1 protein-coding gene is annotated in these 325 nt (G+C 76.6%); it reads left to right on the forward strand.

The genetic code is table 11. The annotated features are described in order from the left end of the window. The coding region (locus D183_RS25635) for a FimV/HubP family polar landmark protein (RefSeq protein WP_039729339.1) at positions 1-325 on the forward strand (325 nt) is incomplete at both ends.

Below are 325 nucleotides of genomic sequence, written 5' to 3' on the forward strand. Positions count from 1 at the left end.
CGCCGGCCCCCGCGGCCGCGCCCGGCGATGCGCTGGCGCCGGTGCGCGCCGGGCAGACCCTGTCGCAGATCGCCGGGCAACTGGCGCGCGGCAACGGCCATTCGCTGGACCAGACCATGGTCGCGCTGCTGCGCGCCAATCCGGACGCCTTCATCCGCGGCAATCTCAACCTGCTCAAGCAGGGCGCGGTGTTGCGCACGCCGCGCGAGGAGGACCTGGCGAGCCTGGATGCCGCCGCCGCCGAGGCGGTGGTGCGCGAGCAGGCGGCGCAATGGCGCCAGGCGCGTGCGCCGGTGCCGCAGCCGGCACAGGCGCAGCAGGACGC

Source organism: Xanthomonas sp. SHU 199 (assembly GCF_000364665.1).
Classification (GTDB): domain Bacteria; phylum Pseudomonadota; class Gammaproteobacteria; order Xanthomonadales; family Xanthomonadaceae; genus Xanthomonas_A; species Xanthomonas_A sontii.